The sequence below is a fragment of the Alcanivorax sp. HI0044 genome, from assembly GCF_001634945.1.
In genome coordinates, this window is the sequence record NZ_LWEZ01001227.1 from 1 (window position 1) to 751 (window position 751).

At 50.7% G+C, this 751-nt stretch carries 1 protein-coding gene; it reads right to left on the reverse strand.

Annotation, left to right across the window (positions count from 1 at the left end):
* Positions 1-751: hypothetical protein (locus tag A3730_RS31790; RefSeq protein WP_197477508.1), on the reverse strand; the 751-nt coding region annotated here is incomplete at both ends.

Consider the following 751-nt stretch of genomic DNA (forward strand, 5'->3'; position numbering starts at 1 on the left):
GGCCACAATAAATACAAACAGTGGGGCAGCAATAACAAGGCCTATCAACGAGCTTTCGCGCAATCCTCTTGCAAGCCCTCCGAAATCTCTCTGGCTCATTGCGCTGGCAAGCTGAGGGGAGATCACGCTCTTTACCGCAATCAACGGCAAGCTCACTATGGAGGCGATTCGTTGCCCCAAGGCCAGCCATGCCAGCTCATCAGGGCTGCACCATATAACGGCCAGAATCTGGCTGACCCAGATAATCATTTCAGAAAATACCGCAGCCAGCCAAAAATGCCGGCTCATCAACAACATTTCCCGTCGATCTGCTTTGGCAGGAAAGCCCGGTCTGTTACCCGGGGGAAATACCCCCAGCGCCAGGGACAGGGAAACCAGACATACAGCAAGAAATGCCGCAGCTGCAGTCGCTGCATTTTCAACGGGGAACAGAAAAATCAGCAGGATAAAGCCGATAAACGGAGCAGATGTAGAGAAAAATATCCCCAGGGAGCTTTTCCTGGCCGCTATCAAAAAGCGGGTCTGGAGAAACAATAAGCTGAAAGGCACAATTGCGGCCAGCATGTACGATAATACCCAGCGCTTACCCTCGGAAAAAAAAGGGACAAGCCAGACAACTGCTACTGCATTAATCGCCACAAAGAGGGAAACCAGGCCAACCAGAAACAACGAAAACCATTGCTGGCGATAAAGTTGATCATCCTTTCCTTCTGAAAATGCGATTGATGCCAGCTTCAGCACGCTGTTATCC